The organism is Empedobacter sp. UBA2044 (assembly GCF_002333005.1).
Classification (GTDB): Bacteria; Bacteroidota; Bacteroidia; order Flavobacteriales; family Weeksellaceae; genus Empedobacter; species Empedobacter falsenii_B.
Window position 1 is genome coordinate 27,639 of the sequence record NZ_DDBA01000062.1, and the last position, 24,268, is coordinate 51,906.

Sequence of the window (24,268 nt, forward strand, 5' to 3'; positions counted from 1 at the left end):
ACAGATTCTTTGATTTGATTCTATTTTTCTTCTAAATAATTATAAATTAATGTTTAAAAAAATGAAGAATAATTTCCTTAGAAAACTGCGAAGTAAATCAAAATAATGATGATAATTACAACCACTATAAATTCAAAAATGGGGATAGTTCTCCCTCCAGATTTCAAATTTCTTTTTCTTTTCGAATACATACCAAACAACTTGTAACCAAATAATTATCTAAATTTATAAAAAATATTATAAAGTAATAAGTCATAAAAAAAAGACTTTGAAATATTTTTCAAAGTCTTTGCTGTTGTACGGGCGGGGAGACTCGAACTCCCACACCTTGCGGCACTAGATCCTAAGTCTAGCGTGTCTACCAATTCCACCACGCCCGCTAAATCTCACCGATTTGGATTGCAAATATACACAAGTTTTCTTTCTAACAAAATTTCGAAATAAAATTTTTTTAATCTTTTTTTACATTCTAAATTTGTACAAAGCTTTTACAAAAATGGAAATTACAGGAAGAATTAAGAAAGTATTTGAAACTCAAAATATTACTGCAAGTTTCAAGAAAAGAGAATTTGTTGTTACAACGCAAGAACAATATCCACAAGATATTTTAATTGAGCTTACACAAGATAAGACTGATGTGTTGAATGCTTACAAACCTGGTGATGAAGTGAAAGTTTCTATCAATATTCGTGGTCGTGAGTGGATTAATCCAGAAGGAGTAGCAAGATATTTTAATACAATCCAAGCGTGGAGAATTGAGAATATGGCGAATGCAGCTGCACAAGCACCTCAAGGTTACGATAATTTTGCACCAGCGCCTCCAGTTGATACTTTTTCTAATGGAGATGATGATGATTTACCATTCTAAGTAAAAAAACATCAATTAATACTAAACGTGTTCTTTATTGGACACGTTTTTTTAATTTTATATAAATTATACACAAAACGATATGTATTGGTTAAGTTCTGATTTAATCTTTCCTGATTACGATGAAGTGAATAGCGAGGGAATTATAGCTGTTGGAGGAGATCTTTCGCCAGAACGCCTAATTTTGGCTTATCAGAAAGGAATTTTTCCTTGGTTTAATGAAGAAGATCCAATTATTTGGTGGTTTCCACAAGATCGATTTGTTTTATTTCCAGAAAATTTACATGTTTCGAAATCGATGAAGAAAGTTTTTCGAGATCAAATATTTACGTATTCAGAAAATAAAGCGTTTCGAGAAGTGATTACAAATTGTTCGCAAGCGTATAGAAAAGATCAGGACGGAACGTGGATTACAAATGATATGATCGAAGCATATTGTACGTTACATGAAATGGGAATCGCTAAAAGTATTGAAGTTTGGCAAAACGACGAATTGGTTGGTGGTTTTTATGGAATTGATATGGGCGATGTTTTTTGTGGAGAAAGTATGTTTGCGAAAGTGAGCAATGCTTCCAAAGCTGGTTTTATACAATTTGTTGCAAAATACCACAAGAAATATAAATTGATCGATTGTCAAGTTTATACCGAACATTTAGCGAGTTTGGGTGCAATGGAAATTCCGAGTGATGTTTTTTTGGAATATTTGGAGAAATAAAAAAAAGCGAAATTCGGATTTCGAACTTCGCTTTTTCAATTTACTTCGTAAAAGTAATAGGATATTTTAAATTTTTATATTCATTTAGATCTGCATTTAACGATCCAACTAATAAACCCGCTTTTATTTTTAGCGGAACTAAGTTATCATCGTCAGAAATCCACATTGTAACCGATTCTGATTCTTTGAAAACACGACCAGATTGTACATACGGACGAATTTTGATTGCTGCAATTTTTCCGAATTTTGTTTTTAGGGTTTCACGTCCCAAAACTTTCAATCGAAATTTAAGCGTTTCATCACCAAGAAAAATATTTTCGTTCAAATAATCTCCTGTTTTAAGAGTGGTATGATTGGCATTACGTAAGCTATAAAAAGCAGAAAGTAAATCTTGCGCATCGTAAGGAATCGTTTCTGTTGTAACTTTTCCATCTCGTTTATTTTCAACTTTTGCTTTTCTATTGGCATGATCAAAATAATAGATTTGATGACGTTTGTAACTTCCTTCTACAATATTTCGAACAAATTTTGTAGGTTTCAAATCTGTTTTGTCAATATACGATTCGTAATTATCATCTACCTTAAAAAAAGCACGCACAGCACCTGTTGAAGTTCCTTTTCCTATGATGTGATAATGGCTTTTTCCATTCAATGTAGCTTCTCTTACATCAATGGAAGCAAAACCTGCATTCAATCCAGAATAATGAACTCTAAATTTTAGATTTTCGCCAACTTTGTAGTTGTTTTGAGCATTTAAAGGCAATGCAAATGAAAGGACAATAAAAGTAAAAAATAAAATATATTTTTTCATTTTGAATTTTTGGTTTTGAGGTTAAGATTCAAATTGTTTGCCAAAAATAATAAAACGCCTTTATAAATTGATATAAAGGCGTTTTAATTTATGAGAATCTAATGATATTCTAATTTTCTTCTTTTAAGGAAGATATTTGATCTGCTTCAGTTGAAGTTTCAAAATCTGAAACATTGATAACCGAAACTATTTCTGGAACATATTTTTTGATGGTCATTTCAACACCAGACTTTAAGGTCATTTGGTTGACAGAACATGCTATACATGCACCTGTAAGGCGAACTTTTACAATATTATCTTCTACAGATACTAATTCGATATCGCCTCCATCTGAATTTAAGAATGGTCTAATTTCAGTTAAGGCCTTTTCAACTTCTGAATATTTTTCTTCTGGAGTCATGATCTTTTACTTTTTTTAATTTTTTGCCGAACAACCTGCCATCGTTGTAATACGAACGGCTTCTGTTGGAGGCAAAGTATTGTTACGTTCTACTAAACTTTGTACTGCGTTACGTGCAATTTCTTTGTAAACATTAGCTACAACAGTATCTTCTTGCATTGCAGCTGGACGACCAACGTCAGCAGCTTCGCGAATAGATTGTACAATTGGAATTTCGCCTAAGAAAGGAACACCAATTTGTTCTGCTAAGTTCTTTGCACCATTTTGTCCAAAGATATAATATTTGTTGTTAGGTAATTCTTCTGGTGTAAAATACGCCATATTTTCTACAATTCCTAAAACTGGAACATTAATCGCTTCCATTTGGAACATTCCAACTCCTTTTTTTGCATCTGCTAATGCAATATTTTGAGGCGTAGAAACTACAACAGCTCCTGTAATTGGAACTTGTTGAACGATAGATAAATGAATGTCACCTGTTCCTGGAGGTAAGTCGATTAATAAGAAATCTAATTCTCCCCAATGTGCATCACGAATCATTTGATTCAATGCTTTTGCAGCCATCGGTCCTCTCCAAACAATTGCTTGATCTGTATCAGCAAAGAATCCAATTGATAATAATTTAATTCCGTAAGCTTCTACTGGTTTTATTTTCGTTTTTCCATTAACTTCTACAGAATATGGACGAGCATCTTGACAATCGAACATAATTGGCATAGAAGGTCCGTAGATATCAGCATCTAATAAACCTACCTTGAATCCCATGTTTGCTAAACTTATTGCTAAGTTTGATGAAACAGTAGATTTACCAACACCACCTTTACCTGATGCTACAGCGATAATATTTTTAACACCTGGCAATTCAGAACCTTTGATTTCGTTCGGATTTTTTTCTTCAACTTCAACAGAAATGTTAAGTTTAAGATTTGACTCAGGTAAATTTTCTTTAAATGCATTTTTCAACGCAATTTCCAAACGCTTGCGTTCGTGCATTGCAGGCGAAGGAGAAACAATATCCAATATAATATCATTTCCCATCACTTGAGCGTTACGCATCCAATTGCGAATACCTAATTCTTCTAATACTTGATATATTTGATCTCTTGTGTAAGCCATCTTTTAATTTTAATGAGACAAAATTACGAAGAATCAAAGACTTTAAATAATCTAAAAACGTGATTTTAATTGTTTTGCTTTATAATTTGATAAATAGACTTAATTTGATGTATATTTAAACTTTAAATCTGACTATGGAAGAGCATATTATTTATCTGACGAATATAAGAAAACAGATTATTGATGAGCTTGAACAACACTCTCTGAAACAACTACTTTATATACCTGTTGGCTATAAAAACAATTTGTTTTGGAATGCGGCTCACGTTTTGGCAACACAGCAATTGATCCATTATTATTTAACCGATAATAGGATGTTGGTCGATATTCAGTTTATTCAGAAGTATAAAAAAGGAACAATCGGAAATACGGAAGTAACGGAAGAAGATGTGACAGAATTGAAGGAAATGTTGGAAAGTACACCAATGCAGATGTTCAAGGATTATCGTTCGGAAAAACTATCGTATTATCGATCATATAAAACAAGTTTTGGTATGACGTTAGAATCGATTGAAGATGCAATTTTGTACAACAATATTCACGAAGCAATGCATTTGGGCTATATGATGGCGATGAAAAAGAATATTCCTTTTTAAAATCAAAAAGAGAATAAAATTTAAAAATTTAGATGTTAACATACAGAGATGCTAAACGAAGCGATTTAGAAAAAATAACAGAAATTTATAATTCTACAATAGCTTCGCGATTAGTAACTGCCGATACAGAACCAGTTTCAGTTGAAAGTAAAGCAAAATGGTTCGAAGAACATTCACCTGAAAAAAGACCACTTTGGGTTGTAGAAAATGAATTGAAAGACATTGTAGGTTGGGTAAGTTTTCAATCTTTTTATGGAAGACCAGCTTATGATGCAACTGTAGAAATTAGCATTTATTTAGATGCTATGCAACGTGGAAAAGGTTTAGGAAAACAAGTGTTGGAATATAGCATTACGAAAGCAGCAGAATTTGGAATTAAAACGATTTTAGGTTTTATTTTTTCGCATAATGAACCAAGTTTAAAACTATTCAAACATTTTGGTTTCGAAGATTGGGGAAATTATCCCAATATTGCAATTTTAGACGGAATAGAAAGAAGTTTAACTATTTTAGGAAAACGAATCGCATAAAAAACCCTCACTTCATTTGAAGTGAGGGTTTTTTGTTTATCAGATAAATTTTATTTACCAATACTCCAAATCAGTGCTTTTTCTTTAGTTGCTCTGTAAATTGTAGCATGTTCTTCTTTCGGTTCTGGAGAATAATTCCATTTTAGGTTTGGAAGTTTTTCTTGTGTTAAAATATTCTTCAAATCATCTGTATAAGGCAAAATATCACTTGCTTCAGATCCTGCAAACCATAACTTTTTTGGAGTTAAAGGAAATTTAGCTAAATCATTTTTTGCATTTAATAGCATTTTGTGATCGTTCCACCAAAGTGAAGGATCAATTGCGATATAATAATCAAACATTTCGGGTTGTTTCAGGAACGTTTCCATAATAAATAATCCAGCCAACGATTCGCCAATAATTCCTTTATTATTTTTAGTGCGATACTTTTTCGTGATTTCAGGAAATAACTCATCCTTGACAAAGCTTCTAAATTCATTAGAACCTCCCACAACATCGGCTATTTTTTTATCTTCTTCATTTTCAGTTGGTGGACTCAAATCTTTGCGACGTTGTATATTTTCTATTCCAACCAAAATAACTGGTTTTATTTTTTTCGAAGTAATCAAACTATCTAATGTGTTTGCAATATGTGGAAAATCTTCTTTTGTTCCGCCATCAGGCATATACAAAACGGATAACGAATCCTGAGAAGTCGAATATTCTATTGGAACCCAAACATTAATAACTCGTTTTTCATTTAGAATTTTAGAATCAATTGTAAATGTTTCGTGTTTCGGGATTGGATCGTTGTAAACAGGCAGATTAGAGTTTTTGCAAGATGTAAAAAAACTAATAGAGATTACAACTAATAAGTAGTTAAAAATCGATTTCATGTATTTCATATTAAAGTATTTATTCAAATATACAAAAATCATAAAGAGTTGATTTTCTATTTAATAAAAAAGACCACTAAAAAATAGTAGTCTTTCTCAAATTATTTTCAGAAGATTTTTAATATTCTAAAAATCTCACTTTATCTTCGATTGGTTGACGAATAGCTTCTGGGATTTCTCCATCAAATTTTCCCATATAGAAAACACCAACACATTTTTCACCTTCTTCCATAGTTGTAAACTCATCAACATTGGCGATAATATTTGCTGGAGAAGACCAATATGCACCAATCTTTAGCGCACTTGCCATTAACCACATATTCTGAACTGCCATAGAAGTAGCAGCTAATTCTTCCCATTCAGGATTTTTTTCTGTGTTGATAAAATTGATTAATACAATTTTATTCGACTTATCACATTTCTCAATTAATGCATTTATTTTTCTGTCGCTCAATTGATCTGTTGGCGTTCCTTGCACATAAACACGCTTTACGTATTCGCGGAAACGGTCTTTTGCAGGCCCTTCTAAAACGACAAAACGCCAAGGTTCTGTTTTTTTATGAGATGGCGCCCAATTTGCTGCATCAAAAATTTGATTCAATTCTTCGCGCGTAATTTCTTCTTGATTGTATTGCGGAGGAAATATAGAGCGTCTATTTTTTATGATTGATAATAAATCGTTTGCATTCATGTTGTACCAATTATTAATTTTATTCTACTAATCAAGCAAATTTACATTAATTTCAATTAAACCAACGTTAAGATGAAAACATTAGACTACAACAAAATTGAATATTACAAAAACAATAAATTCCAATTTGATATCGGGAAATATTTCAATCAATCATTAGAACTTTTTCAAAATAATTGGCAGCCATTTGTTATTTATGCTCTTGTTGCAGCTATTATTTATATGTTTACTTCCTTCACTATAATCGGATTGCTTTTTGTGATGTATCCACTTATAATGGGATTTATGATTGGTGCAGAACGTGCCGAAAACAAAATGTCGTTAGAGCTAGGTGACTTTTTTGGAGGTTTCAAAAATATAGGAAGCTATTTCCTTTTAACACTTATCGTAATGGGAGTCGCAATAGTTGTAATGTTACCATACATTATTTTTTCTTTTTTACCACTTATGTTTAATGATCCCGAAAATGTAAACCCAGCATTAATGATTGGTTCATCGCTTTTTGGTATGTTATACATCTTAGTGGCGACAGTATTTTTATTGTTCTTACAAGCGTGTATTTATCTGGCTCCGTATCTTATTCATTATGGAAATATGAGCGCTATTGACGCAATGAAAACTTCTTATGCAATCGTAAAAAAGAATTTTTGGTGGATGGTTCTAATAGCTATTGTTGTTAGTCTGGTTGCTTCAATAGGAGCTATTGCTTGTTATGTAGGTGCGTTAGCAACTTATCCAATTGGCTATATGATGGTTTATTTTATGTTAAAAGATATGATTTTGACAGATGATGAAAAAACAGAAATTGATCTACTTGGTACAAACCAAGAATAATATTAATTTTATCGAATGTTAGCAAAGCATTCGATTTTTACGAAAATGAATGAATTGGGAGCTGCAAAAGTTCCCTTTTTTTTTATGATCGATTTTTTGAAAGAAAATGGAGAAGTAGTTCCGTTAAATGAATTACCTGATGAGATAAAATTTGAAGTAGATTCAACAAAAAAAGAATCTTTTCAGAAAGATTTTAAATTCAATAAATTCCCGATTTCTTTCGACGAATATTTGCCAAAATTCAATTATGTTCACGATAATCTTTTGTTTGGAAATTCATATTTAACGAATTTAACGCTTCCAACAAAAATTGAAACTGATTTGACTTTACACGAAATTTTTCAGTTTTCTGAAGCAAAATATAAACTGAAATATAAAAACGAATTTGTTTGTTTTTCTCCCGAACGTTTTGTGAAAATTGAAGATCAAAAAATCTTTTCAAATCCAATGAAAGGAACCATTGATGCCTCGATTCTAAATGCGAAGCAACTTATTTTGAATGATGAAAAAGAAGCTGCCGAACATGCAACAATTGTCGATTTAATCAGAAATGATTTGAGTCTTGTTTCCGAAAATGTTGAGGTGATAAATTATCGCTACATGGATGAGGTGAAGACAAATGATGCAACACTTTTGCAAGTGAGTTCTGAGATAAAAGGCGATTTGAATGATGATTATTATCAAAATTTAGGAACGATTTTCGATCAACTTTTACCTGCTGGTTCTATTTGCGGTGCGCCCAAAAAGAAAACCGTTGAAATTATTTTAGAAGCCGAGAAGTATCATCGAAATTTTTATACAGGAGTTTTTGGTGTTTTTGATGGCGAAAATCTTGATAGTGCTGTGATGATTCGTTTCATCGAAAATAATCAAGGTGAATTATTTTTCAAGAGTGGAGGAGGAATAACAGCAAAAAGTAAGGCAAAAGCAGAGTACGAAGAATTAATACAAAAAGTGTATGTTCCAATTTATTGAATCGATTTGTTGTGTAAACAAACAACTTCGAAATTTAGAATTTCATCAAGCGAGATTTGATCGAACAAGAAATGATAATTTTACTGAAATCAATCCGATTTTATTGGACGAAATTATTAAGTTTCCTACAGATTTAACGGACGAAAAATATAAAGTTAGAATTGTTTATGATCGTGAAATTCAATCGGTAGAATTTCAATCGTATCAAATCAAACCCATTGAAAGTATTCAACTTTTTGAGATCGAAAATAAAATTGATTATTCCTACAAATATTTAGATCGTTGGTTTTTTGATGAATATTTAAAAGAGTCAAAAACAGATGATTTGGTCTTGGTAAAATCAAATTATATTACAGATTGTATTTATTCGAATATTGTTTTTTTTGACGGTTCTCAATGGATCACGCCACGAACTTTTCTGTTGAAAGGGACAATGCGAGAAGCTTTGTTACAATCAGGCGAAATCATTCAGAAAAATATAAAAGTTTCAGATTTAGTTAATTTTAAATCATTCAAACGAATCAATGCGATGATGAATTTAGACGAAAGCCAAGAATTGGATATTTCGTTGTTAATTCAATAACTCTATGAAATTGATAGAGTATTGTTTGCGTTTTCATTTTTTAACATTACCTTTGCATAACTTATCAAGAAAGGTGGAGGGATTGGCCCTGTGAAACCTTAGCAACCAGATGACTTATAATCTAAGGTGCTAAATCCAACCTATTAGAGGGAAAGATGAGTAAAAGTATTTCACTTTTATCTGTTGGTTTCTTGAAAGTTTTATGATAATTAAAAATGAAAAGAAACAAATTTTTACTTGCTTCATTCGCATTTATTTGCGCATCTACACTTTTTGCTCAAGAAGTTGAAAAGGAGGAAACAAATCTTAACGAAGTTATTTTAATCGGTGGTCGTACATCAGAAAGAACGGTGGTTAATTCGTCAGTTCCTGTCGATATTATCGATGTTGAGAAATTGAAAACGTCTTCTCCTCAATTGAGTGTGAATGATATTTTGAATGTGGTTATTCCTTCTTTTAATTCTGTTCGTCAATCATCTGCCGATGGAACGGAGCATATCGATCCTGTGACATTGCGTGGAATGGGACCAGATCAGGTTTTGGTTTTGATTAATGGAAAACGACGTCACACAACTTCGTTGGTGAATTACCAAAATACAGTTGGAAATGGTTCTGTAGGAACAGATTTAGGCGCAATTCCGATTTCAGCAATTGATAAAATTGAAGTTTTACGTGATGGTGCGGCTGCGCAATATGGTTCTGATGCAATTGCGGGAGTTGTAAATATTGTTTTGAAATCTAAACCAGGTGGTGACGCGTCTTTGACGTATGGTCAGACTTCTCGAAATGATGGAGAAACGTACAATTTTAACGGAAGTTATGGAACGAAACTAGGACAATCGGGTTCGATTGTTTTTTCGGCTGTTGTAAGTGAACGTAAAAAAACAAATCGCTCGAAAGATCATAATTTAGATATTTTTGGAGATAATTTCGCGTACGATTTTGCAGATGATCCAGATGTAGCAAGAGCTGTGGATGACGCTAAAATTGCTGCTTTAGGGCTTTCGAGAAAAGATTTTAGATTTCAAATTGGAGATGCGGCAATCAAGAATCAACAATTTTTTGTAAATGCTGAAACGGCGATTAATGATCGATTAGATTTTTATTCATTTGGAGGAGTTTCGTTGCGCCAAGGTAATGGATTTGGTTTTAGAAGATTGCCAAGTGAATTGTCTGAAGATGCGTTAAAAATTTATCCAAATGGTTTTCAAGCAACGTTAAAATCTAATGTAAATGATTATTCAAATTCTACAGGATTACGTTATTCATATGATGGATGGAAAGTTGACTTGAGCAATACTTTTGGATTAAATTCATTCAAGTATGATTTAGAAAATTCAATTAATCAATCATTAGGCTTAAATTCTCCAACCGATTTTTACGCTGGGAAACATCAATTTTTACAAAATACAGTCAATTTAGATTTTTCGAAACGAATCAATCAAAATGTTAGTTTAGCGTTTGGAGGAGAATATCGTTTTGAACAATATAAAATTGAAGCTGGAGATGAAGCGTCTTATTCAGGTTCTGGATCTGAATCTTTTGTAGGGTTTTCTCCATTGAATGTTGTAAAAGGTGATCGTCACTCAGTTGCGGCTTATGTAGATGGAGAATTGAAATTTGGAGATTTTACGGCTGATTTAGCTGGACGATTTGAAAATTACTCAGATTTTGGAAGTACAATCAACGGAAAATTAGCGATGCGATATGAATACGCAAAAGGATATTCGGTTCGTGGAGCGATTTCGACAGGATTTAGAGCACCTTCTTTACAACAAAAATATTTCAGTAATTCGTATACCGATTTATTCTTGAATGATAATGGTGATCAAGTTTTGGTAACAAAAGGAATTATTCGAAATGAGTCTGAATTGTCGAAAGAAATTGGTTTGGATAAATTAAAAGAAGAAAAATCAATCAATGCAAGTTTAGGTTTAACATTTCGTCCGACTTCAAAATTATTTATCACATTGGATGGATATTTTATAAAAGTTGATGACCGAATTGTCTTAACTTCTGATATCACAGATCCTGCTTTAGAAAAATATAATGTAGCGACAGCGCGTATTTTTACGAATGCAATTGATACAGAAACCAAAGGTTTGGATTTAGTAATTTCCTATGATACTCGTTTAGGTCGAGGAAAATTGAATGCAAGTTTATCAGGAAATATCAACGAAACAAAAATTGTCGGTTATCATTTTCCAACAGCTTTAACAATTCCAACGGAAGAATTTTTTGGTCCTGATCAAGTCAATATTATCGAATCATTAAGTCCAAAAACAAAAGCAACTTTAGGATTGAATTATGCAATTTCTGGATTCAATTTTATGGTGCGTAACACGTATTTCGGAAAAGTGACAAAAGATGGATATCCTTGGGGAAGTATCCAAGAACATACGGGAAAAGCGGTGACGGATGCTTCGATTGGTTATGATATTACAAAGAATTTCAACTTTACAATTGGTGCAAATAATTTGTTTGATGTTTTCCCAGACAAGCAAGTTTATGAGAATTCTTATTATGGAATTTTTCCGTATGCGCCAGTTCAAATGGGGATGACAGGAGCGTATTATTTTGCACGTGCAAGTTTTAAATTTTAATCAATAATAAAATATTCAAAGTGTCAATTTTAATGTAAATTCAAACATTCAATTGGCACTTTTTTGTGTATGGCACATTCAAAAATTGGTTGGAAAACCGCAGCAGCTTTAGTGATTTCGAATATGATCGGAACAGGTGTTTTTACCAGTTTGGGTTATCAAATTTCTGATTTAAAAAATACAACTTCTATCTTATTATTGTGGTCAATAGGAGGATTGTTAGCGTTGATTGGCGCATTTATTTATTCGGAATTAGCTTCAAAATTTAAACAATCAGGAGGAGATTATATTTATTTATCTCGGACATTTCATCCCGTTTTTGGTTATTTATCAAGTTGGATTTCTTTATTCGTTGGTTTCTCAGCGCCGATTTCTTTAGCGGCTTTGGCAATGGGAAAATACTTGAATGTTTTCGGGTTTGATTTAGGAAAAGAATTTGCAATAGCCATGATTTTGATTGTTGCCGTTTTTCAATCATTCAGTCTAAATTTGAGTAGTAAATTTCAGAATATTTTTACTATTCTAAAAGTTGTATTTATTGTTGTTTTAATTGTTTTAGGTTTTTATTTTGCTCCAGCAGTTGAGCCAAATGCGGTAGTTTTTGATTCGACTTGGAAAAATGAATTGTTACTTCCTGCATTTGCGACGTCTTTGGTTTATGTTACTTTTGCTTATACAGGTTGGAATTCGGCTTCATACATCGTAGAAGAAATTGAGCAACCAAAACAAAACTTACCAAAAGCACTATTTATAGGCGTTATTTTTGTCACGATTTCTTATGTTTTGCTAAATTATGTTTTCTTGAAACATGCATCAGCAGGAACTTTGGCTGGACAAGAAAATGTTGCAAATATTTCGTTCGGTAATCTGCTTGGAAATAATGTAAAATGGGTGAGTTGCTTTATTGCTTTACAATTAATTGCGACGATTAGCGGTTATTTGTGGATTGGTTCTCGTTTGACGCAAGCCACAGCGCGCGAAAATAAATTGTGGAATTTTATGGCGAAAGAGAACAAAAATAGAATTCCAGTTCGTGCAATTTGGGTGCATACAGCAATTAGTATTTTGCTAATTTTTTCAGGAGATTTTGAAGTGATTTTTACCTATACATCGTTTGTTTTACAAATATTAGCAACATTAGCAGTTTGTACAGCTTTCTTTATCAAACAAGATCAATTAACTATTATCAAAAGTAAATTCTTTTATATCTTGCCTGCTATATTTTTAGCATTTAGTTTATATATCTGTTATTTCGTTTTGATGCAAAAACCAAAAGAAAGTTTATTTGGTTTAGGTATTATTGCATTAGGAATTGTATTATTCTATTTTGATAAAAGAATTGAGAAAGAGAATTAATCACAAAACCCACTCAAATTTGAGTGGGTTTTTATTTTTTAATCTTTTATTCCGTTAAAAATATATTGTAAAATAGGGTTGATTTCTGGATTTTCAAGATGTTTTTTGAAAATTTTGGTATGATATTTTGGTTTATTAATCATTTTACGTTCAACTAATTCGTCAATTGTATCAATGTATTCAACTGAAGTTTTTCCAATCAATAAATTATCCAAAGAACGTCCTTGATCGACATAATTCAAAATTGTTTTCAAACCTTTCAAGTAAAGTGCATCTTTTGTAAAACCACCACCACGATAAACGCGAGTTGTCAGATAAAATGCATCTTCTGGTTGCATTTTGTATTCTTCCATCAAGGTCATAAATGTTTCGTTGAATGATTTTCCATTTGTCAACATATGAACTGCCATAACGCGTAAACCAAGTTCTCTTAGTCGGCTATGATTAATAGAATCAGAATAATATTCACTTAAAATCGCTAAACCTTCTTGCGTTAATGTATTTACAGGTAAACCAATACTAAAGATTTTTAATGGTTGATCCAACGCATTCATGGTTGTCACCATGTGAACTCCAATTTCGTGCTCAATTAAACCATTTGTAAAACGTTTGTCAAACTTAACGCCACGTTTAATCACAACTTTTCTCTTGCTATTGATTACAAGTGCTTTTGATGCGATATCATCCGAAACTTCGATGTCAAATTTGAAACCATAATCATTCGTAGCATTTCTAAAAAGATTAACCACTTCTTCCTCTGTATAATTTCCTTGTTTATCCATTCTAAATTCAGGACAATAAAGGATAAAGTTCGCGTTTTCGATATCTTTTTTGGATGGTTCGCCAAAGTAACGCAACGAATTGTATAAAAATTTATCCGTACCAAGATTGGCTAATAAATCGACCTTATCAAAATAAGCGTTAATCGTGTTAACATACATATTTTGAATACTAATATCATTGATTTTTTCGACTTTAATATTCGATAATTTTCGTTTAAATTCGAATGGATCAATGTTAAGCGGATTGTATTTAAATTGTGGTTCGTATGTATATTTTGAAGCTAAAAATTTCTTCTTTTCAAATTCTAAATTGATCGGATTGATAACACTTAACAATTCAAAATTCTGAACCAATTGGCACAATTGTTTATCAATTTTAACCAAGTCAGATTCTAATTCATTGTGCAAAATATTTACTTGCTTAGAACCTACTTTGTACGTTGTTTCCGTTTTTACAAACTCATAAGCGTGGTTAAGAATCGCTGATTTAAAACCTTCTTTAATTTGGTTAATAATTTCTGGAAAAGATTCTCCTGTTAATTCATCACAATAAATTTTTGAAACTTCTGTCGCTAAAACCAACGTATTTTTGAATCGATTTGTAACAAATTCTAACAAATAACCGCGTCCATAAAATACATCGTTAATCGCTGAATAATTGTGAATATTTTCTAACTCAATATTCGCCAATTCATCGCGCCAACTTTCTACATAGTTTCCGTAAAGTTCGTTGTCAATTCGCTCCGCACCAATGTTGAAGACAGGAACCGGACGATCCCAACGTTTCCAATTGTACGAATGAATATCATAAACCAAACATGACTTAAATTTAGTTTCAAGCTTGTTGATTAAAGCTTCTAAAACTTCATAAAAGGCGTGATGTTTTGCAATACTTTTTTGTTTTTGAGAAACCGACAAAGGTTCTTTCCAAACCTGTTTTCCCCAAGCTTCTTCGTACACAGCAGTTTCTGGACCACGGTTCAAATCGTATTCAAATCGAGAATCGCAACCTTGAATTAAGATTGGAAAAGTCTCAACAAACTCAGCAGTATGTGGATCTTCTTCATACCAACGCTCATAATTACTCAATAAACATTTTTCGCGAATATCGTCACGCATTTGTCCACCATCGTGAATAGCTGCACAAACGTAAGGAATGTATTCGTCAATTTTTATTTTGAATGATTCGTCTTCTGCATAAGCTTCAAATACAATTTCGTTCTCAATATTATCTAAAATTTGCTGTATACTTATGGATTTCATGCTTTAAATTCTTTATATTTCTCCAATAACATCGATACGATTTGTTTCTGAATTTCGTTGTTATTGTTTACATTATTGTGAGGAACAATTCCTCCAGGACTTACGACATTTAGCTCAACCATTTTTCCGTTAATCAAATCAATTCCGCAAAAATAAATTCCATCTTCATTTAATTGTTTTCCTATTTTACGGCATAAATCTAACTCATGTTCACTCATTTCGTGTCTAATCGCAGAACCACCAGCCGAAATATTAGAACGGTGGTCACCTTCTGCAGGAACACGCATAATTGCACCAATCGGTTCACCATTAATCACAATAGCGCGAACATCACCTTTTTCTGCACCTTCTATATAATTTTGACAAATAATAGGCTGAGAATATCCGGTATGATTGATATAAAAATCGCAAATCGAGCTTAAGTTACCAATATTTTTTCGTTCGAAAAGTATAACACCTTTACCACCCATTCCGTCTAAAGGTTTGATGATAAATTTCTCGAAATTATTTTCTTCTACAAACGATTTTATCAAATCAATATCTTTTGTAATAAGTGTTTGAGGAACAATTGTTTCTAGACCATCATCAAAAGAAGCGGCGTATATTTTATTATTTGCTTTACGTAATCCCGAAATTTTATTCACGAAGAAAACTTTATCTTCGATTAATTCTAACATATTCAACAAAAGCGGATCAATTGGTGGATCGGCTCTCATAAAAATTATGTCAAATTCGGTCAAATCTTTTATACTACTTTCAAATTTCATGGTGTGATAAAATTCAACACAATCATTTGTTTCTGTAGTTATCATCTTTTTGCAGTTTCCTACAACTTTGCCTTTGGCAATAGAGATATCTTTTTTTGTTAAATAGGATACTTCAAATCCACGATCTACGCATTCTTTAATAATTCGCATAGTGGTGTCTTTTCCTGGTTCAACCTTGTCCCAAGGATACATTACGAAGCATATTTTCATATAAATAAAAAGGGTATTAAAATCAATGCAATAATAACTAAAAGTTTGATACAAAAAATGATCTATAAAAAATTATAGAATATTTATTTTTATTCTATGAAAGATATTGATTTCTAATGATTAATAAAAGAAAATGGTGATTGATTTTTTAATTTCAATCACCATTTGGTTGGTAAACTATAAACTATTTATTTCTTAAACGATCAATTGTTTCTTGAACTTTAGGATCATCAGCTTTTACGCTGTAATAATCTGCAATTTTTCCATTTTGATCAAGAACCAAATATCTTGGTATCCAATTTAAATCAATCCCTGTGCCAAAATTGCCTTTCCAGTTGTTTCCTAAGTAAAAGTGTTGACCTTCAATCTGATATTTTTTAATACCATTTTTCCAAGCTTCCTCATTCTTGTCCATTGAAAGGTAAACAAAGGTTACGTCAGGATTTTTTTCGTGCAAAGATTTCAAAGCTGGCATGTTTTTGATACAATCTCCACACCAAGTTGCCCATAAATCCAACAAGACAATTTTTCCTTTATAGTTCGAAAAAACTTTTTCGATGGTCGCCGAATTTCCTTCTAAATCAACTACGCTATCTTGCAAAGCTGTTGCGGGAAATTCAGTTTTCATCACTGACGGAATTTTTTGCGAAAATGCATTAATTCCGACAAATAATATTAAAACGCTAATTATTTTTCTCATGATAAATTTTTATCGATTTCATGTATTTACAAAATCTATACCAATTCAGTAGACTTTAAAGCAAAGGTAAATATTTATTTCTAATCATTGCAAAAAGATGTAATTTTGTTTCATGCAAAAATATCTGATTATTGGGCTTGGTAATATTGGTGCTCAATACGAAAATACTCGTCATAATATTGGTTTCAAGGTTGTTGAAGAAGTTGCTAAAAAAGTTGATGCTAAATTTTCACCATCAAATTTTGGTGAAGTAGCACAGTTTAAATATAAAGCGCGTCCAGTTACGTTGTTAAAACCAAATACATACATGAATTTGAGTGGAGATGCGGTTCGTTTTTGGATGAAAAAAGAAAATATTTCGTTAGAAAATATTTTTGTCATTACAGATGATTTGAACTTGCCTTTCGGAACAATTCGTATGCGTGGAAAAGGTAGCGATGGTGGACACAATGGTTTGAAGGATATTCAAAATAAAGTTGGCGGACAAAATTATGCGCGATTACGCTTTGGTGTAGGAAATGAGTTTTCGGAAGGTAAACAAGTGGATTATGTGTTAGGCGATTGGTCGGCAGAAGAAAATGAAAAAATGAATGAACGATTGAATTTGGCTGCTGATGCAGTTTTGTCGTTTATTTTTCAAGGATTAGATAATACAATGAATCAATATAATGGTAAATAAAATTTTAGGAGTTGCAATGATTGCAGGAACACTTTTTTTAGGTTCTTGTGCAAGCAATTCGTCAAGTTTAGAAGGAAAAGAAGCGAAAATAGAAGAAATAACTTCGACATTAGATAATGTAAATGAAATTAATTTCAAGAGTAAAAAGAATGTTTTGTTAGACGTTCGTACACCTAAAGAGTTTGCTGAAGGTCATGTTCCTGGAGCGGTAAATATAGACGTGAAAAATCCAAATTTCGAAGAAGAAATTCAGAAATTAGATACAAAAAAGAATTATTTCATTTATTGCAAATCTGGTGTTAGAGCAAAATTAGCAACAGAAAAAATGCAAGAAAAAGGTTTCAAAAATGCCAAGAATTTCAAAGATGGAATGTCAACGTACAAAGGAACTGTAACAAAATAATGGAAGGATTTCGTCCCGAAATATTAAAAGAAATTGTCACAACTAAAATGCCTTTCGGTAAATACGAAGGGCGATTGTTGTGCGATTTACCTGTTTCTTATTTGGAATGGTTTGTTGGTAAAGGTGGTTTTCCGAAAGGGAAATTAGGAATTCTTTTATCCACTGTTTATGAAATAAAATTAAATGGTTTAGAAGATATTATCTACGAATTGAAACGTCAATTTGGTTAAACTTCCCATTCATAAAAATTTGCATCATCACGCAATTGAAATCCAGCACTTGGATATAATGAATTTCCAATATCATTCGTAACACTTGTTTCTAACAACATTGCACAAGCATCTGTTTTGCGACACAGATTTTTTGCTTCTTCTATCAATTCTCTTGAAAAACCTTGTCCGCGAAATTCTGGTGAAACAAATAAATCATTCAAAATCCAGAAACGTTTCATTCGAGTAGATGAAAATGAAGGAAATAATTGTACGAAACCAACTGCTTTTTCGTCTTTGTTATAAGCTAAAAAGATAACCGATTCGTCATTTACAATTCTGGCTTCTAGAAATTTTTCCGCTGCTTTTACATCAGATTCCTTATCATAAAATTGACGATACGCATCAAATAAATGAACTAATTCTTCTAAATTATTTATAGTAGCTTGTTTTGTCATGATTTTTTAATTTTCGATAAATTATTATTACATATAAGATTAGAAATGCTAAAAAAGCTATAATGATAAAATAATTTCTTTTATTATGAATAGATTTTGAAATTAAAATTTGATTGCCTTTTTCTAACTGAATGATAGAAATTGTATTTTGATTTTTATCAATTCCTTCATTATAAATTTTTACAAAGTCACCAATTTTTAATTCATGTATTATTGATTGATAATTATTTGAAAATCTGTCAAAATAAGAATATTTATTGTTATCATTTTTAATTTTCACATAGAATACATCAGTTTTTGTTGTAATGCTTCTATGAGAAGTTCCTTTACTAATTCTTTCTGTTATTCCTATTTCAGAAATTATACCTTGATTTAATTTAAAATCATTTTCAGATTTGGTAATGTCTTTTATTAAACCGAAAATAATGAATACAAATACAATTGGTAAAAAAACAATACCGAACCATTTTATTAAATTAGAAATTCTCACATTTTCAAATTAAATTCATCCATACAAATTACTTCCATCAAGATATTCCCAAACTTTTGGAGGTAACATTGGTTTGATATTTTTTCCATCTTTGATTGCATTTCGGATAAATGTAGAAGAAATTTCCATCAAAGGCGCTTCCACCATTTCGACATTATCCAAATTTTCTTCTTGCGAATAACCAGGACGCGGATAAACAAACAATTGATAATCGCGCATTAAAATCTCGGTATTTTTCCATTTTGAAATTCCATCCAAATTATCAGAACCCATAATCAGTGCAAAGTTATGCTCAGGAAATTTTTCGTTTAGATGAATTAATGTATCAATTGTGTACGAAGGTTTCGGTAACGTAAATTCGATGTTCGACGCACGAAGATTAGGATAATCTTTAATGGCTAGTTCCACCATTTCTAATCGATCATATTCATTTGCTAAAGAACTTTTTTTCTTCAATGGATTTTGAGGCGAAACCACAAACCAAACCTGATCCAAATCGGTGAATTGTTGAAAATGATTGGCAATAATTAAATGTCCGACATGAATAGGATTGAATGATCCAAAATATAAACCGACCTTCATAAAATTGATTTTTTAGAAAAACAAAAATACGATAATTGTAGAATAAAAAAATCCAGCCGAAGCTGGATGATATGTTTAGAATTTTACTAATTCTTTATATAGCTTGTGTGTAGGAAGTCCCATTACATTGAAATAACTTCCATTCATATTGTCCACACCAATATAACCAATCCATTCCTGTACACCGTAAGCACCCGCTTTATCAAAAGGTTTGTAATTATCAATGTAGAAATAAATTTCTTCATCTGTCAAATCAGCAAAAGTTACTTGTGTTTCGTCCGAAAAAGTAACTTCTTTCTCTACAGAACGAATCGTAACCGATGTATAAACAGAATGTGTTTTTCCGCTTAATTTTTTAATCATCTCGTAAGCTTCTTCTCTATTCGAAGCTTTTTCTAACGATTCATCTTCTACCCAAACAGTTGTATCCGATGTTATAATCAAATCATTTGGTTGAATATTCGTATAAGCTTTGGCTTTTTTAGCGGAAAGATATTCGGTGATTTGTTCTTTCTTGAATTCGTTGCGATCAAATGTTTCGTCAATATCCAGTGAAATTGTCGAAAATTGTAATCCCAATCCAGCTAAAAGTTCTTTTCTTCTTGGCGATTGTGATGCCAAAATGATATTGGTATCTTTTAATTTTTCTGTTAATAACATTTCAAATTCTTTTATACAGAAGCAACTTCTTCTGCATTATACCATTTGTTTTGAACTTTCAAGATTTGTTCTAATAAATCGCGAACACAACCTTTTCCACCGTTTTCTGGTGAAATATATTCCGAAGCTTTGCGCACATCCATACACGCATCGTTAGGACAAGCTGATAATCCAACTAAATTCATCACGGCCAAATCTGGATAATCATCGCCCATATAAGCGATTTCATCAGGATCTAATCCATAAGAAAAAAGTAAATCTTCAAAAGCTTCTACTTTATCACGTTTGTTCACGTAAATATCTGTTAAGCCTAAATATTTTAAACGATTCACAACAGCTTCATCTCTTCCGCCTGTAATCACCGCAATTCGTATTCCTTGTTTGATGGCTAATTGCATTGCATAACCATCGCGCGTATTCATTGTTCTCACCATTTCGCCAGTTGGTAATAAAATTAAATTTCCATCTGTCAAAACTCCATCTACATCTAAAATAACGGTTTTAATGTTATTTAGTTTTTCTTTATAACTTATCATTTTTCGTAAACTCGTTTGATTGAATCTGTCAATATTTGGTAAATCTGTAATAATCTCGAATCATCTTGTAAGGCCTCTAAATGACGATCAATAATCACTTGATCTCCACGTTTTGCTGGACCAGTTTGCGCATCTTTTGGACTCATTTCGATTACTTTATTTGCTGTTTCCTGAATAAGAGGCAACAAAACATCGAACGGAACATTGTTTTGCTCACAAATATTTCCTGCGATATAATATAAATGATTGACAAAATTATTTGCCCAAACACCTGTCATATGCACTTGCATTCTACTTGCAAAATTAAGTTCGTGAACTTCGTTTGAAATTCGATTTCCTAAATCATTCAACGTCTTTAAATCCTCAGGATTTTCGGCTTCGATAAAAAACGGAATATTATCATAACGCATTGTTCTTTCTTTCGAAAAAGTTTGCAACGGATAAAAAACGCCTTTTCGGTAATCGCCTTTCAGAACAAACATTGGAGACGAACCAGAAGTATGTACAACCAAAACATCATCATACGGAATATAATGAGAAAACTCTTCGATTCCAGAATCTGCACTCGCAATAATATAAATGTCTGCTTTTTCTATTTCAGAAATTTTATCGGTATACGAAATTCTATTTGCTTCTCCGATTTCTCTAGCGTGTTCTAATGTTCTATTGAAAATTTGTCGAACATTGCAAGTGTTTTCGATTAATGCACGAGTTAAGTGAAACGCAACATTTCCCGCACCTAATATGACAATTGAACTCAATGTTTTAGCAATTTTTTGATTAATATTAATTGAATGATAAATGTAAGTTTTTCAGTCGAGGAAAAAAATTTTAAAAAAAATTAAAAATTCTTGTAACATTATTGAAGTTGTTGCGTCTTATTAGTAAAATCATCCAACGATTAGGTTTACGTATTATGCAAAACATAGTACTTGAAAAATTAAAAAAAAGTTTAAATATTTTGTAACAAAACATTTTTTTAAACGTCTAATTAGGAAAAAGTACGGACAACTCTTATTATGTATTATGTAAAACATAGTACTATTGAAAAAAAATATTAACTATGAGATTAAACAAATTTACTTTAGCTATTCTTTTCTCCGTTTGCTCTATTTACGGATTCTCGCAGGAACAACATCCTGTGAAAGGAAAGATTGAAAATGCAAAAAATGAAGCGGTTGGTATGGCTGCTATTCAGATTTATAAAGCAGATTCAAAAGAATTATTCGATGAAGTGTATGCGAATGCAGACGGAACATTCGAGATTCCAGATTTAGAAGACGGAAGTTATCGTTTGGTGATTACTGAATTTGGTTATCAACAATCTGTAACAACTGCAGAAGTAAAAGGAGGTGAGTTAAATTTAGGTAACATCATTTTACAAGCAGAAAAAGCCGAAACAGTTGAACTGAAAGGAGCATTTGTTCGTGCGCAAACTTCACAATATCGTAATGAAATAGATAAACGTGTTGTAGAAGTGGGGAACGATTTAGTTTCTGCTGGTACAGACGCTGCATCGGTTCTGAATAATATTCCTTCAGTTAATGTTGATCAACAAACAGGAGAATTATCGTTACGTGGAAATGAAAATGTGAAAATTTATATTGATGGAAAGCCTTCATCTTTATCAGCATCGCAAGTATTGAAGCAAATTCCTTCGAATCAAATTCAGCGTGTAGAAATTATTACTAATCCTTCTGCAAAATATGAGGCGGACGGAAAATCTGGAATCATCAATATAGTGATGGTAAAAGGAAAGAAAAAAGGATACAATGTTGCATTGAGTACAGGTTATGAGCAAGGGAAGAAAAGTCGTTTCAATAATTCGTTAACAGCAAATGTAAATACAGGTTCTTTCAATTTTTTCGGAAATTATAGTTACAATAAACGTCCAAGTGAATTTCATGGCTCTTTAAATAATTTTGACACAAATTTCAAAAGTGCAATAGATATTTTAAACAATGACGAAAGCCAAGCAGGTAAAATTGGTTTCGATTGGTTCATCAACGACAAAACAGCTTTGACGATTTATACAAATCAATGGTTTGGAAAAGGAAATGGATTAATTGGATCGGATATGGTGAATACCAAAACACAAGAGTTTTATCCCAATAATTCGAATTTTGATGGAGATTGGAGAAGTCAAGATTATAGTTTGAATTTCAAACGTGATTTTGATAAAGCAGATCACAACATTGTTTTGGACGCATTTTTCTCTAGAGCTAAAAGTGTAGATTTACGAAACATGCATAATTTTTATCCAGATGAAGTAAAATATTATGAAGATCGTGATGATAGAACAAATAACATTCGTGTTAATTTAGATTATACGAATCAAATCAAAGATGGTGGAAAAATAGAGGCTGGATTACAATTTAGAAGAGAAGATAACGATAATATTTTATTAACAGACCGAAGAATAATTGTAAAAGGTGAAACATACAATCCAAGTACAGATTTTAATTTTACACGAGATTTCTTTTCTGCATATGTAAATTATGGTCAAAAATTTGGGAAATTTGGAATGCAGTTAGGCTTACGTGCAGAACAGTTTAGAGACAAAGGAGATTTCGTTGTTAATGTAAATGAAGAAGGAAAAATTGAACAAGATAAATTAGATTTCTTTCCATCAGCTTTCTTAACATATGATGTTACCGAAAAAGGACAAGTGTCATTAAATTATAGCCGTAGAATTGATCGCCCAGGAATTGGGCAATTATCTCCAGTGCCAGAATGGTCGACACCAATGATGTCAAGTATCGGAAATCCAGCATTAAGACCAGAATATACAGATAATTTCGAAGTTGGATATTTACAACGAATTGGTAAAAATTCTATTTCTGCGAATGTGTTTTACAGACATATTAAAGACAATATTTTTAGAAATGTTTTACGAAACGAAGAAGTTTATGGAGCATATATTCAGAATTATCTAAACTATGATAAAGTAGATGCATATGGTTTTGAATTAGCATTTAATCTTGTGCCAACAAAATGGTGGTCATCTAATATCAGTGGAGATTATACACATAACACAATGGTTGTTCAACAAGAGAAAGAAGAAAATGGGGTTAAAGTTCCATACTTTGTCGAGATTGATGCAAATCGTTTAACAGCTCGTATGAATAATACATTCAAAGTTTCGAAAGCTATCAGTTTACAACATTTCTTTATGTATCAAGGGAAATACAAATTTATCCAAGGAGAAATGCGCGATATGTGGCGTATGGATTTAGGAGCGCGTTACACATTTATGGGAGGAAAAGCAAGTTTGAGTGCACGTGTAAGTGATATTTTCAGAACATTTTATGGACGTTTAGAAATGTATAATCCAGATAGAGCAACAGGAAAATTCCGTTGGGAAGCACATACAATGAACATCGGATTTACGTATAATTTCGGTGGAAAAGTACGAAATCGTGCAGAAGCTCAACAAAACAAATCTGAGCAATCAGGAGGAGTTGGTTTCTAATTAATAAAATGTATTCTTCATTTATTTAAATATTCTTAAAACGAAAAAGAGTTCCAATATTTTTTGGAACTCTTTTTTTTTGAATTAATTGTCCCGTCCTGAAA

At 31.9% G+C, this 24,268-nt stretch carries 27 protein-coding genes, 1 tRNA gene and 1 riboswitch; of the genes, 13 read left to right on the top strand and 15 right to left on the bottom strand.

The genetic code is table 11. The annotated features are described in order from the left end of the window. Nucleotides 1-298: 298 nt before the first annotated feature. A tRNA-Leu gene (locus B4E59_RS11295) sits at nucleotides 299-380 on the bottom strand. Between the two features lie 116 nt (nucleotides 381-496). On the opposite strand from B4E59_RS11295, the gene B4E59_RS11300 reads away from it, so the two are divergent. Continuing rightward, nucleotides 497-868, top strand: coding sequence for a DUF3127 domain-containing protein (locus B4E59_RS11300; protein WP_019976879.1), 372 nt, complete (start codon nucleotides 497-499; stop codon nucleotides 866-868). 82 nt (nucleotides 869-950) lie between these two features. Then, nucleotides 951-1,583, top strand: a complete 633-nt coding sequence (aat, locus tag B4E59_RS11305; protein WP_114998700.1) for a leucyl/phenylalanyl-tRNA--protein transferase — start codon at nucleotides 951-953, stop codon at nucleotides 1,581-1,583. Nucleotides 1,584-1,623: 40 nt separating this feature from the next. On the opposite strand, the gene B4E59_RS11310 is transcribed toward aat, so the two are convergent. From B4E59_RS11310 to B4E59_RS11320, 3 genes are all read right to left on the bottom strand, one after another. Beyond that, nucleotides 1,624-2,394 carry a DUF3108 domain-containing protein gene (locus B4E59_RS11310; RefSeq protein WP_114998702.1) on the bottom strand — a complete coding sequence of 257 codons (771 nt, stop codon included), beginning with the start codon at nucleotides 2,392-2,394 and terminating at the stop codon, nucleotides 1,624-1,626. A 109-nt stretch (nucleotides 2,395-2,503) separates the two neighbouring features. Further along, complete coding sequence (locus tag B4E59_RS11315; protein ID WP_114998704.1) at nucleotides 2,504-2,794, bottom strand: NifU family protein; 291 nt, start codon at nucleotides 2,792-2,794, stop codon at nucleotides 2,504-2,506. 15 nt (nucleotides 2,795-2,809) lie between these two features. After that, the gene (locus tag B4E59_RS11320) at nucleotides 2,810-3,910 is read right to left on the bottom strand and encodes an Mrp/NBP35 family ATP-binding protein (RefSeq protein WP_114998705.1); all 1,101 of its coding nucleotides are present in this window, start codon (nucleotides 3,908-3,910) and stop codon (nucleotides 2,810-2,812) included. A 134-nt stretch (nucleotides 3,911-4,044) separates the two neighbouring features. Between B4E59_RS11320 and B4E59_RS11325 the strand changes: the two genes are divergently transcribed. Together B4E59_RS11325 and B4E59_RS11330 are read left to right on the top strand one after the other, a co-directional pair. After that, the gene (locus tag B4E59_RS11325) at nucleotides 4,045-4,506 is read left to right on the top strand and encodes a DinB family protein (protein ID WP_038336414.1); all 462 of its coding nucleotides are present in this window, start codon (nucleotides 4,045-4,047) and stop codon (nucleotides 4,504-4,506) included. A 32-nt stretch (nucleotides 4,507-4,538) separates the two neighbouring features. Further along, complete coding sequence (locus B4E59_RS11330; RefSeq protein ID WP_114998707.1) at nucleotides 4,539-5,036, top strand: GNAT family N-acetyltransferase; 498 nt, start codon at nucleotides 4,539-4,541, stop codon at nucleotides 5,034-5,036. A 50-nt stretch (nucleotides 5,037-5,086) separates the two neighbouring features. On the opposite strand, the gene B4E59_RS11335 is transcribed toward B4E59_RS11330, so the two are convergent. Together B4E59_RS11335 and B4E59_RS11340 are read right to left on the bottom strand one after the other, a co-directional pair. Then, nucleotides 5,087-5,920, bottom strand: coding sequence for an alpha/beta hydrolase (locus B4E59_RS11335; protein WP_291053075.1), 834 nt, complete (start codon nucleotides 5,918-5,920; stop codon nucleotides 5,087-5,089). Nucleotides 5,921-6,029: 109 nt separating this feature from the next. Beyond that, nucleotides 6,030-6,602: a nitroreductase family protein gene (locus B4E59_RS11340; RefSeq protein ID WP_291047799.1), complete on the bottom strand. Its 573-nt coding sequence runs from the start codon at nucleotides 6,600-6,602 to the stop codon at nucleotides 6,030-6,032. A 72-nt stretch (nucleotides 6,603-6,674) separates the two neighbouring features. Between B4E59_RS11340 and B4E59_RS11345 the strand changes: the two genes are divergently transcribed. The 5 genes from B4E59_RS11345 (at nucleotide 6,675) to B4E59_RS11365 (ending at nucleotide 12,953) form a co-directional block, all read left to right on the top strand. Further along, nucleotides 6,675-7,436, top strand: a complete 762-nt coding sequence (locus B4E59_RS11345) for a DUF2189 domain-containing protein (RefSeq protein WP_291047797.1) — start codon at nucleotides 6,675-6,677, stop codon at nucleotides 7,434-7,436. Nucleotides 7,437-7,451: 15 nt separating this feature from the next. Beyond that, on the top strand, nucleotides 7,452-8,411 hold the full coding sequence (locus tag B4E59_RS11350; protein ID WP_221855634.1) for an aminodeoxychorismate synthase component I: 960 nt from the start codon (nucleotides 7,452-7,454) through the stop codon (nucleotides 8,409-8,411). After that, complete coding sequence (locus tag B4E59_RS11355) at nucleotides 8,395-8,994, top strand: aminotransferase class IV (RefSeq protein WP_114998715.1); 600 nt, start codon at nucleotides 8,395-8,397, stop codon at nucleotides 8,992-8,994. Before B4E59_RS11350 ends, B4E59_RS11355 begins: the two co-directional genes overlap by 17 nt. Nucleotides 8,995-9,052: 58 nt before the next feature. Continuing rightward, nucleotides 9,053-9,156, top strand: a riboswitch (SAM riboswitch). Nucleotides 9,157-9,209: 53 nt separating this feature from the next. Then, nucleotides 9,210-11,597 carry a TonB-dependent receptor plug domain-containing protein gene (locus B4E59_RS11360; RefSeq protein ID WP_221855632.1) on the top strand — a complete coding sequence of 796 codons (2,388 nt, stop codon included), beginning with the start codon at nucleotides 9,210-9,212 and terminating at the stop codon, nucleotides 11,595-11,597. Between the two features lie 69 nt (nucleotides 11,598-11,666). After that, nucleotides 11,667-12,953 (top strand): APC family permease, encoded by a 1,287-nt coding sequence (locus B4E59_RS11365; RefSeq protein ID WP_219033802.1) that lies wholly within the window; start codon nucleotides 11,667-11,669, stop codon nucleotides 12,951-12,953. Nucleotides 12,954-12,991: 38 nt separating this feature from the next. Here B4E59_RS11365 and B4E59_RS11370 read toward each other — a convergent pair whose 3' ends face one another. From B4E59_RS11370 to B4E59_RS11380, 3 genes are all read right to left on the bottom strand, one after another. Next, entirely contained in the window at nucleotides 12,992-14,998 is a 2,007-nt protein-coding gene (locus tag B4E59_RS11370) for a flavohemoglobin expression-modulating QEGLA motif protein (RefSeq protein ID WP_291053079.1), read from the bottom strand. Further along, a complete protein-coding gene (gene gshB / locus B4E59_RS11375) occupies nucleotides 14,995-15,975 on the bottom strand; it encodes a glutathione synthase (RefSeq protein WP_084106936.1) in 981 nt (326 codons plus the stop codon). Before gshB ends, B4E59_RS11370 begins: the two co-directional genes overlap by 4 nt. A gap of 184 nt (nucleotides 15,976-16,159) precedes the next feature. Further along, nucleotides 16,160-16,675, bottom strand: a complete 516-nt coding sequence (locus B4E59_RS11380) for a TlpA family protein disulfide reductase (protein ID WP_221855624.1) — start codon at nucleotides 16,673-16,675, stop codon at nucleotides 16,160-16,162. 112 nt (nucleotides 16,676-16,787) lie between these two features. Between B4E59_RS11380 and pth the strand changes: the two genes are divergently transcribed. The 3 genes from pth to B4E59_RS11395 are packed head-to-tail and all read left to right on the top strand — an operon-like array spanning nucleotide 16,788 to nucleotide 17,987. Next, entirely contained in the window at nucleotides 16,788-17,354 is a 567-nt protein-coding gene (gene pth, locus B4E59_RS11385) for an aminoacyl-tRNA hydrolase (RefSeq protein ID WP_291053084.1), read from the top strand. Continuing rightward, nucleotides 17,344-17,757, top strand: coding sequence for a rhodanese-like domain-containing protein (locus tag B4E59_RS11390; protein ID WP_291053088.1), 414 nt, complete (start codon nucleotides 17,344-17,346; stop codon nucleotides 17,755-17,757). The genes pth and B4E59_RS11390 overlap by 11 nt, the downstream gene beginning before the upstream one ends. Beyond that, entirely contained in the window at nucleotides 17,757-17,987 is a 231-nt protein-coding gene (locus B4E59_RS11395) for a DUF3820 family protein (protein WP_038336390.1), read from the top strand. The genes B4E59_RS11390 and B4E59_RS11395 overlap by 1 nt, the downstream gene beginning before the upstream one ends. Here the strand turns inward: B4E59_RS11395 and B4E59_RS11400 are convergent. From B4E59_RS11400 to B4E59_RS11425, 6 genes are all read right to left on the bottom strand, one after another. Next, complete coding sequence (locus B4E59_RS11400) at nucleotides 17,984-18,424, bottom strand: GNAT family N-acetyltransferase (protein WP_286495147.1); 441 nt, start codon at nucleotides 18,422-18,424, stop codon at nucleotides 17,984-17,986. The two genes, B4E59_RS11395 and B4E59_RS11400, sit on opposite strands and share 4 nt — an antisense overlap. Continuing rightward, nucleotides 18,399-18,914, bottom strand: a complete 516-nt coding sequence (locus B4E59_RS11405; RefSeq protein ID WP_291053091.1) for a hypothetical protein — start codon at nucleotides 18,912-18,914, stop codon at nucleotides 18,399-18,401. The genes B4E59_RS11400 and B4E59_RS11405 overlap by 26 nt, the downstream gene beginning before the upstream one ends. Before the next feature lie 15 nt (nucleotides 18,915-18,929). After that, nucleotides 18,930-19,496 carry a nicotinate (nicotinamide) nucleotide adenylyltransferase gene (nadD, locus tag B4E59_RS11410; protein ID WP_291053093.1) on the bottom strand — a complete coding sequence of 189 codons (567 nt, stop codon included), beginning with the start codon at nucleotides 19,494-19,496 and terminating at the stop codon, nucleotides 18,930-18,932. Nucleotides 19,497-19,571: 75 nt separating this feature from the next. Continuing rightward, nucleotides 19,572-20,156, bottom strand: coding sequence for a Maf family nucleotide pyrophosphatase (locus B4E59_RS11415; protein ID WP_291053095.1), 585 nt, complete (start codon nucleotides 20,154-20,156; stop codon nucleotides 19,572-19,574). Nucleotides 20,157-20,167: 11 nt separating this feature from the next. Continuing rightward, nucleotides 20,168-20,692, bottom strand: a complete 525-nt coding sequence (locus B4E59_RS11420) for a KdsC family phosphatase (RefSeq protein WP_286479257.1) — start codon at nucleotides 20,690-20,692, stop codon at nucleotides 20,168-20,170. After that, the gene (locus tag B4E59_RS11425) at nucleotides 20,689-21,453 is read right to left on the bottom strand and encodes a Rossmann-like and DUF2520 domain-containing protein (RefSeq protein WP_291053100.1); all 765 of its coding nucleotides are present in this window, start codon (nucleotides 21,451-21,453) and stop codon (nucleotides 20,689-20,691) included. Before B4E59_RS11425 ends, B4E59_RS11420 begins: the two co-directional genes overlap by 4 nt. A gap of 302 nt (nucleotides 21,454-21,755) precedes the next feature. Between B4E59_RS11425 and B4E59_RS11430 the strand changes: the two genes are divergently transcribed. Beyond that, nucleotides 21,756-24,164, top strand: a complete 2,409-nt coding sequence (locus B4E59_RS11430) for a TonB-dependent receptor (protein ID WP_291053103.1) — start codon at nucleotides 21,756-21,758, stop codon at nucleotides 24,162-24,164. The last annotated feature ends 104 nt before the right edge of the window (nucleotides 24,165-24,268 follow it).